The following is an 8166-nucleotide window of genomic DNA, read 5'->3' on the forward strand; positions in this document are numbered from 1 at the left end:
CGCTCCGGGTGATGGGTGGGGAAGGTCCGGTAAGGGTGAAAACGGCAGGAAGCGGGCACACGCCCGCGCCAACCGCAGCTCTCACGGCCCCGCCTCCCTCACAGGCCTAGCCTACGTCCGCCCTGATTTCGGTGTCAACAGATATTTCAGAAATAAGTGAAAGTTCGAGGCAGGGGGGCAGAACGGCTGCAATAGCCTGCCAAAGCCCTCTATTTAAAGAAATTTGCCTCGGGTGCGTCGTCGGTGGCCAGGGGTTCTTTGGGTGCGTGGGGGACGAGCTCTTCTTCGCCCGGCGCGACCGGCGCGGCGGGTTCGGGCTCTTCGCTCTCCAGGCAGGGCATGCGGGGCCTTGGGATTTTCTTGGCGGAGAGGCCGTCGTAGTAGGTCACGCCGCCGGCGCCGGGAGCGACGACGAAGAGCAGCTCGCCCGGATCCCAGCCGGTGATGGAGATCTGGTAGAGGCGGTCGCGCTGGAGCTCGACATTGAGCGGCGTGGTGTTTTCGTAGTCCTTGGGCGCTTTGCCCAGCGTTGCGCGCCAGGGGGTGCCTGGGTTCCAGTTCCAGACATCCTTGCGCGCGGCCGCCGGAAGGTTCGCTTCCCACAGGGTGAGCGGCGGATCGACCTGCAGGTCCTGCAGCTCGATGCTCTGGATCCAGGGACCGCGCTCATCGGCGGCCGATTCGGTGGCGCAAACGGTCAGAACGAAATCGCCTTCGGCACTGACGCTCACGCGCATGGGGGCTTGCGGGTAGTCGCGCTCAAGCGGCGCATCGCCCCCGCCGCCCGCACCGGCGCATCCGCTGATCGCAAGTGCAATCAGCGCCGCGCCGACCCACTTGTGTAGAAGTCGCTGCAGCTTCAACGGTGTCCTCTCGCCTTCTCTATTTCTTCTTCACCGGGGCGGAAGAATAGTCCGAGAGATTCCTCAATTTCCATCCATGGCCCGATAACGCGCTGGGCGGGCGGCAGAGAGCGTAGAAAAGTCCCTCCATAGCGTTTCTGGAGGATCCTGGAGTCCAGTACCACCACCGCGCCCCGGTCGCGCCGGGTCCGGATGAGCCGGCCAAAGCCCTGCCGCAGCCGAAGAACCGCCTGGGGCAGGGAGTACTCCATGAACGCGCTGCCGCCGTTTTTCTCGATGGCCTCGCAGCGGGCCTCGATGATGGGCTCGTCGGGAACGGCAAAGGGCAGGCGGCAGATGACCACCTGGCGGAGCGTGTCGCCCGGAACATCGACGCCTTCCCAGAAGGACGAGACGGCAAATAGCACGCTGCGCTCGGAGGCCTTGAAGCTCTTCAAGATTTGTTCGCGCGAGGACTCACCCTGCCGAAGCGGGCTCAGGCCCAGCGCGCGCAGCTCATCGGCGCAGGCGTCCCACGCCCGGCGCAGGCTTCCATACGAGGTGAATAGAAAGAAACTCCCACCGCCGGCCAGCTCGGCCAGTCGAACGAGCCTTCGCGGCAGTTCGCGATCGAACTCGGCCGACTGGGGCGAGGGCAGGTCATCGGGCAGGGCAAGGATGGCCTGTTCTTCGTAGTCGAAAGGACTCGAGAGCATGAGCGTCAGGCGGCGCTCCTCTTCGAGCCCGTCCACGCCCGTGCGCTTGGCGAAGTATTTGAACTTGCCGTCCACCGTGAGCGTCGCCGATGTCACCGTGCAGGTCTCGAGCGCGCCGAAGACGATGCGACGCAGCGGCTCGGCCAGATCGATGGGCGCGCTGGCCAGTTCGAGCTGCGGCTTGCCGCGACGCTCGTAGCGCTCGATCCACCGGCACACCGAGTCGGTTGCGTTTTCGAAGCCGCGCACATCATCGCACACGCCCTGCAGGCGCTTCTGCACGCTGGCGATCTCCACGATGGGCGCGCGCATCTCTTCGATCACCCGCTGGTCGGTGGCCGGGTCGAGGGCCGCACTTGCGCTGCGAAGCAGGTCCGAGAGCGCGCCGACCAGCCGTGCCAGTTCGTGGGTCATCTCAAGGAGCGGCGGCAGAATGTCTTCCTGGAAGAGCGCCTCATCGTGACGCTCGCGCGTGATGCGGAGCTTCGCCGACTTGGGCGGCACGCCGCCGCTGGTGCGCGCGGTCTCGAAGGCCAGAAAGCTGCCCACGGCATCGGCGAGCTGGGGAAAGAGCATGTCCACGCGGCGGCGCGCCGCACGCACCTGCTCGCGCACACGCTGCAGGTGCTCGTCGAGCAGCCGCGCAGTGGCAACGTCGTCGAGCTGTTCATGGTGTTTGAGCGCGCGCATCTCGAGGCGCGAGAGCAGGCCCTTGTTCTCGTTGCGCTTGGAAACAAGCCGCCACAGCAGCCGGTCGATGCGCGGGCGCGTAATCCGCGCGCTCAGCGACCCGGTCGCCGCTTCTTCGAGGTGGTGGCCTTCATCGAGGATGAGATCCTGAAAGGGCGGCAACACGGCGGCTTCGTTGTACTGGCCCAGCTCGGCGCGCAGCGCCAGATCGGCCAGCAGCAGGTGGTGGTTCACGATCAGGATATCGGCGGCCGCGGCCTGTCTGCGCGAGTTGTAGTAGAAGCACTGGTTGTAGTGTGGGCATGCGGTGCGCAGCGTCTGATCGGAGGCCGAGGCGATTTTCTCCCAGTTCTCAAAGCGCGGCTCGAAGGGAAGCTCGGTGCGCGCGCCGCTCTGGGAGGTTTCCGCCCAGTCGAGCAGACGTTCGAGCTCGCCTTCATCGCCCTCGTCTTCGTCGAAGAGATCCTGTTCGGCGGGCTCTCCGAGCTGGCGGCGCACCTCGGCGGCCTTGCGCTTGCACACATAGTTGCCGCGGCCCATGACAAGCGCCGCCTTCACCGGTTCGCCCAGCGCGCGCTCGAGAATCGGGATGTCCTTGTTGAGTAGCTGATCCTGCAGGTTTTTCGTCGCGGTCGAGACGACAACGCGGCGCTTTTCCGCCTTCACCTTGTGAATCGCGGGCACCAGGTAGGCAAGCGACTTGCCGACGCCCGTTCCGGCCTCGACGCAGATAACCTGTCCGCCGTTCAAAGCGGTGGCAATGGCGCGGGCCATCTCGCGCTGCTCGGGACGGACTTCAAACCCGTCGATGGCTTTTTCGAGAGCGCCACCCTCGTCGAAGATGTGCGCAATGGCGTCTTCGTCGAGTGGGTCGGGCCGCGCGCTGGGGCGAAGTGGCTCCACCACGCGGTAGACCTGATCGGCGGCGTTGTCGATGATGTAGAAACCTACCCCGTTGTTGCCAAATCCCGTCGCGATGGAGAGATCCGCGTCCGAGGGGCGCAGGTCAGCCGCCTCTCCCCTGGCCGAGGGATGGTTGTGGATCACCACATCGCCCGGACGAGCGCTGGCATGAATGGCGGGCACGCTGTACTCGTTGCCGCGCGCCAGCGCCGTCACTGATTCCACCACGCCGCCGCGCCCGGCCTGTCCGATGAAGAACACCTCGCGCCCAAGCGCCTGGGCGATCTCGCCGCGTAGGGTCTCACGCGCCGCGTCCGAGAAATACGGCGCGGCATCGAGAACCGGTTGGGGTGCTGTGGGGGAGTCACTCATGCTCGGAGCGCCAGTGTGGCACCGGGCCCGCGCGGGGGGAAGCGGGACAGGAGGATGGGGGCCTCTTCCTTGCCCGTCACCCCCGGAGGCGTTACACCTGCTCACGCGGCCTGCCCTCTGATTGGGGCGGCGGGCTTGTGAGAAAGAGACATGGACGAGCTTCTCGAAAAACTGCGCAGCGGGGACCGGCGGGCGCTGGCGCGGCTGATTTCCCGGGTGGAGGACCGTGACCCCCGGGTGCGGCCCATTCTCTCGGAGGTCTACGATGCCCGGGCGAAGATCCGTTCACTGGGCATCACGGGGCCGCCGGGGGCGGGAAAAAGCACGCTGACCGACCAGCTCATCGCCGAGATTCGCGCGCGCGGGGAGAGCGTGGCCATCGCGGCCATCGATCCTTCGAGTCCGTTTTCGGGCGGCGCGGTGCTGGGCGACCGCATCCGCATGAACCGCCACGCCACCGACACCGGCGTCTTCATCCGCAGCTTCGGCACGCGCGGCACGCTGGGCGGGCTCTCGAGCGCCACGCGCGAGGTGCTGCACCTCTTCGCCGCTGCGGGATTCGACTGGGCGATCGTCGAGACCGTCGGCGTCGGGCAGAGCGAGCTCGACATCATGGACGTGGCCGACACGACCGTCGTCGTGCTTGTGCCCGAGGCCGGCGACACGGTGCAGACCATGAAAGCAGGCCTGCTGGAGATCGCCGACATCTTCGTCGTCAACAAGGCCGACCGCGAGGGCGCCCAGCGCATGAGCGCCGACCTCGAAAACATGGTCCACATGCAGGAGGCCTCCGAGTGGAGCGTGCCGGTTCTCAAGACCCAGGCCAACGCGGGCAAGGGCGTGACCGAAGTGCTCGATGCAATTACCTCCCACCAGGACACCCTGCAGGGAAGCGCCCGGCAGAAAGAACGACGGGCCCAGGCGCGCCGGAGTGAGTTCGTCGAAGTACTGGTCGAAGAGCTGCGCGCGCGAATCGGCACCTCGCTCGGGGAAGGGGAACTGGCCAAAGTGGCCGACTCGCTCGCCAAGGGCAGTACCAATCCCTACGCAGCAGCCCTGGACGTGCTTGCCGATCCGGCACTGCTGGCCCGCCTCATCGAAAAGTAGTCCTTCATGCAGGGATTTACCCCAAGGGCCTTGCCCCTCTATGATAGGAATCTCCACTGCTGATGCCGGAAAGCACTGCGTGAGCCTTGAAGGGAGAGCGCTCGCCCCATGGTCGTTTATGACAAGCGATATTCGGTCCTGCTGGCCGACGACACCGAGGCCTTCCGCGTCGGTCTTATCGACGCCATGCGCATGGCCCCCTGCGACATCGACCAGGTCACCGACGGCACCGCCGCTCTCGAAGCGATCCTCGAAAAAGACGTGCGCCACTACGACCTGATCGTCCTCGACCAGGTGATGCCCGGTCTGACCGGTGAGCAGATCGCCCACAAACTCAGCGAACTAAAGCGCAAGGAACGCGTGCTGATTCTCACGGGCGTGCGCAGCCAGGACATCGACATTTCGTCCCTGCCGGGCCACATCGTCATCGCGCTGCTGGACAAGTCCCGCCCCGTCGACGAGCTTTCCTACGCCATCAACAACTGCCTGTTCGAGCGCGATGCCAACGCGCGCGAATGGCCGCGTGTTCCCATCAAGGCCATGGCCCAGTTCCGCGCCATGGGAACCTGGAAAGTCGGACGCATCTGGGACATCTCCCACAACGCCCTGCAGCTTCGCGCCAATCAGGTGCTCACCCCCGGCGAGATCACCGAGATGAAATTCTTTCTTCCCCGCGGCAAAATCGCGGTCGAGACCAAGGCCAAAATTCTCTGGCACCGTCATCTCGACGACGCCTCTTCCAACGCCGAGGCCCACGGCCTGCATTTTGTCGACATCGGCGAAAAGGCCCACCGCGAGGTCATCAAGTTCGTCGACGAGAGAGCCGACGAGCTGCTCCTGCTGAAATAGGGGCAAAAACAGCTTCTCAGCTGCCCAAACCCCCGGAATTTGCTAGAAAACCACCCAGACGCTATAACGCAGGCCGCCGGCGGGGCTCTGCCCCGACCCGGGTGCGGCCGGGGCATGGCCCGGCCGTTTCCTCCGTTTCCCGGAGCCGGAATCCGACCTCTTTAATAGAAGCGGCCATCTAGCCGCGGTGGTGTGCGTAGCATGAGTGAGCAAAGCAAATCGGCGAGCGCCGAGTCCCCGGCCCGCGCGGTCAGCATGGAGAAGATCGTTTCCCTGTGTAAGCGTCGCGGGTTCATCTTCCAGTCCAGCGAGATCTACGGCGGCCTGAACGGCGCCTGGGACTACGGGCCAATCGGCGTGGAGCTCAAGCGAAACGTCAAGGAAGCCTGGTGGCAGGACATTGTCCGCGGCCGCGACGACATGGTGGGTCAGGATGCGTCCATCCTCATGCACCCGCGCGTGTGGGAGGCTTCGGGCCACGTGGAGGGTTTCACCGACCCCCTCATCGACTGCAAGGCCTGCAAGGGTCGTTTTCGCGCCGACCACCTCGACAGCACGCCGTGCCCGAACAAGCCCTCGAAGATGGTCGGTCAGCACAGCGACTGCGATCTGACCGAGGCGCGCAGCTTCAACCTGATGTTCAAGACCTTCGTGGGTCCGCTCGAAGAATCGGCCGCGCAGGTCTACCTTCGGCCCGAGACCGCGCAGGGAATCTTCGTCAACTTCAAGAACGCGCTCGAAACCATGCGTATGAAGGTTCCTTTCGGTATCGCGCAGATTGGAAAGAGCTTCCGCAACGAAATCACACCGCGTAACTTCACCTTCCGCGTGCGTGAGTTCGAGCAGATGGAAATCGAGTTCTTCTGCAAACCCGGCACCGACGCCGAGTGGTACGAGTACTGGCGCAACGCGCGCTTCCAGTGGTACCAGGACCTGGGCATCCGCAAGGAAAATCTGATGCTTCGCGAGCACGACTCGGACGAGCTGGCCCACTACGCCAAGGGTTGCGCCGACGTGGAGTATCTCTTCCCCTTCGGCTGGAGCGAGCTCGAGGGAATTGCCAACCGCACCGATTTCGATCTCAAGCGCCATGCCGAATACTCGGGCAAGAAGCTTGAATACGTGGACGCCGAGTCCAAGGATCGCTTCGTCCCCTACGTCATTGAGCCCAGCGCCGGCGCCGACCGCGCGACGCTGGCCTTCCTTGTCGATGCCTACGATGAAGACGAGGCCCCCGACGAGAAGGGCAAGATGGACAGCCGCGTGGTGCTGCGCCTGCACCGCCGCCTGGCTCCGGTGAAGGCCGCGATCCTGCCGCTCATGCGCAAGGAAGGCCAGCCCGAAAAGGCGCAGGCCATCTTCGACGAAGCCAAGAAACGCTGGAACGTCCAGTACGACCAGGCCGGCTCCATCGGCAAGCGCTACCGTCGTCAGGATGAGATCGGCACGCCCTTTTGCGTGACGATCGACCACGACACCATGGAAAGCGACACCGTCACCGTGCGCGAGCGCGATTCGATGCAGCAGGAGCGCGTGAGCGCCGACCGATTGATGGAATACCTCAGCGAGCAACTGGGCTGAGCCCGGCTGCCGCTGCCCGAGCGAGGGTAAGGGAATGAGCAAACAGTACGTCTATTACTTCGGCAACGGAAAGGCCGACGGGGAAGGCTCGCAGAAGCAGCTCCTCGGCGGCAAAGGGGCCAATCTGGCCGAGATGGTGAACCTGGGACTGCCGGTTCCGCCGGGCATCACCATCACCACCGAAGTGTGCACCTATTACAACGACCATGACCTCAGCTATCCGCCGGAACTCAAGGCGCAGGTAACCGAGAGCCTCAAGAAGCTCGAGTCGGAAATGGACGCGAAGTTCTCCGACTCCGACAACCCGTTGCTTGTCTCGGTGCGCTCGGGCGCCGCGGTCTCCATGCCCGGCATGATGGACACGGTGCTCAATCTGGGCCTCAACGACACAACGGTGCAGGGCCTTGCCAAGGCTTCGGGCAACGAGCGCTTTGCCTGGGATTCCTACCGCCGCTTCGTGCAGATGTACGGCGATGTGGTGCTCGGCCTCAAGGCCGAAAAGGACGAAGAAGATCCTTTCGAGGTCATTCTCGAGAAGAAGAAAAAGGCCCGCGGCGTCAAGGAAGACGTCGAGCTGCAGGCCGGCGATCTCAAGGAACTCGTCGACGAGTTCAAGGCCGAGATCAAGCGCCGCACCGGCAAGACCTTCCCGCAGGATCCGACCGAGCAGCTCTGGGGTGCCATCGGCGCGGTCTTCGGTTCCTGGAACAACGAACGCGCATTCGCTTACCGGCGCCTCAACGACATCTCCCACGACATCGGCACCGCGGTCAACGTGCAGGCTATGGTTTTCGGCAATTTGGGCGACGATTGCGGCACGGGCGTGGCCTTCACCCGCGATCCCTCCACGGGCGAGAAGACTTTCTTCGGCGAGTACCTCATCAACGCCCAGGGCGAGGACGTCGTCGCCGGCATCCGCACGCCCGGCCCCATCAAGAAAGAAAACCGCGGCGAGGGTGATCCCATCAGCCTCGAAGAGGCGATGCCCGAGGTCTACAAGCAGCTCAACGAGATCGCGCAGAAGCTTGAAAACCACTACCGCGACATGCAGGACATCGAATTCACCATCCAGCGCAACCGCCTGTTCATGTTGCAGACCCGCAACG

At 64.4% G+C, this 8166-nt stretch carries 6 protein-coding genes; 4 read left to right on the forward strand and 2 right to left on the reverse strand.

Going from position 1 to position 8166, the window contains the following annotated elements; genetic code table 11:
* Nucleotides 1–209 precede the first annotated feature (209 nt).
* Both KDH09_09450 and KDH09_09455 read right to left on the reverse strand, forming a co-directional pair.
* On the reverse strand, nt 210–863 hold the full coding sequence (locus tag KDH09_09450; GenBank protein MCB0219906.1) for a hypothetical protein: 654 nt from the start codon (nt 861–863) through the stop codon (nt 210–212).
* Nucleotides 860–3523: a DEAD/DEAH box helicase gene (locus tag KDH09_09455; protein MCB0219907.1), complete on the reverse strand. Its 2664-nt coding sequence runs from the start codon at nt 3521–3523 to the stop codon at nt 860–862. The genes KDH09_09450 and KDH09_09455 overlap by 4 nt, the downstream gene beginning before the upstream one ends.
* Before the next feature lie 150 nt (nt 3524–3673).
* Here KDH09_09455 and meaB point away from each other — a divergent pair, with 150 nt between their 5' ends.
* The 4 genes from meaB to KDH09_09475 form a co-directional block, all read left to right on the forward strand.
* On the forward strand, nt 3674–4630 hold the full coding sequence (gene meaB / locus KDH09_09460; GenBank protein ID MCB0219908.1) for a methylmalonyl Co-A mutase-associated GTPase MeaB: 957 nt from the start codon (nt 3674–3676) through the stop codon (nt 4628–4630).
* Nucleotides 4631–4738: 108 nt separating this feature from the next.
* A complete protein-coding gene (locus KDH09_09465; protein MCB0219909.1) occupies nt 4739–5479 on the forward strand; it encodes a response regulator in 741 nt (246 codons plus the stop codon).
* Nucleotides 5480–5734: 255 nt separating this feature from the next.
* Nucleotides 5735–7060, forward strand: coding sequence for a glycine--tRNA ligase (locus KDH09_09470; protein ID MCB0219910.1), 1326 nt, complete (start codon nt 5735–5737; stop codon nt 7058–7060).
* Nucleotides 7061–7094: 34 nt separating this feature from the next.
* A partial coding sequence (locus KDH09_09475) for a pyruvate, phosphate dikinase (GenBank protein ID MCB0219911.1) occupies nt 7095–8166 on the forward strand: 1072 nt, incomplete at its 3' end.

Source organism: Chrysiogenia bacterium (genome assembly GCA_020434085.1).
In the GTDB taxonomy this organism is placed as follows: domain Bacteria; phylum JAGRBM01; class JAGRBM01; order JAGRBM01; family JAGRBM01; genus JAGRBM01.

Excerpts from the sequence above, each read along its gene's own strand:
- KDH09_09455 (MCB0219907.1), bottom strand. The coding sequence starts at position 3,523 with ATGAGTGACTCCCCCACAGCACCCCAACCGGTTCTCGATGCCGCGCCG.
- meaB (MCB0219908.1), top strand. The coding sequence starts at position 3,674 with ATGGACGAGCTTCTCGAAAAACTGCGCAGCGGGGACCGGCGGGCGCTG.
- KDH09_09465 (MCB0219909.1), top strand. The coding sequence starts at position 4,739 with ATGGTCGTTTATGACAAGCGATATTCGGTCCTGCTGGCCGACGACACC.
- KDH09_09470 (MCB0219910.1), top strand. The coding sequence starts at position 5,735 with ATGGAGAAGATCGTTTCCCTGTGTAAGCGTCGCGGGTTCATCTTCCAG.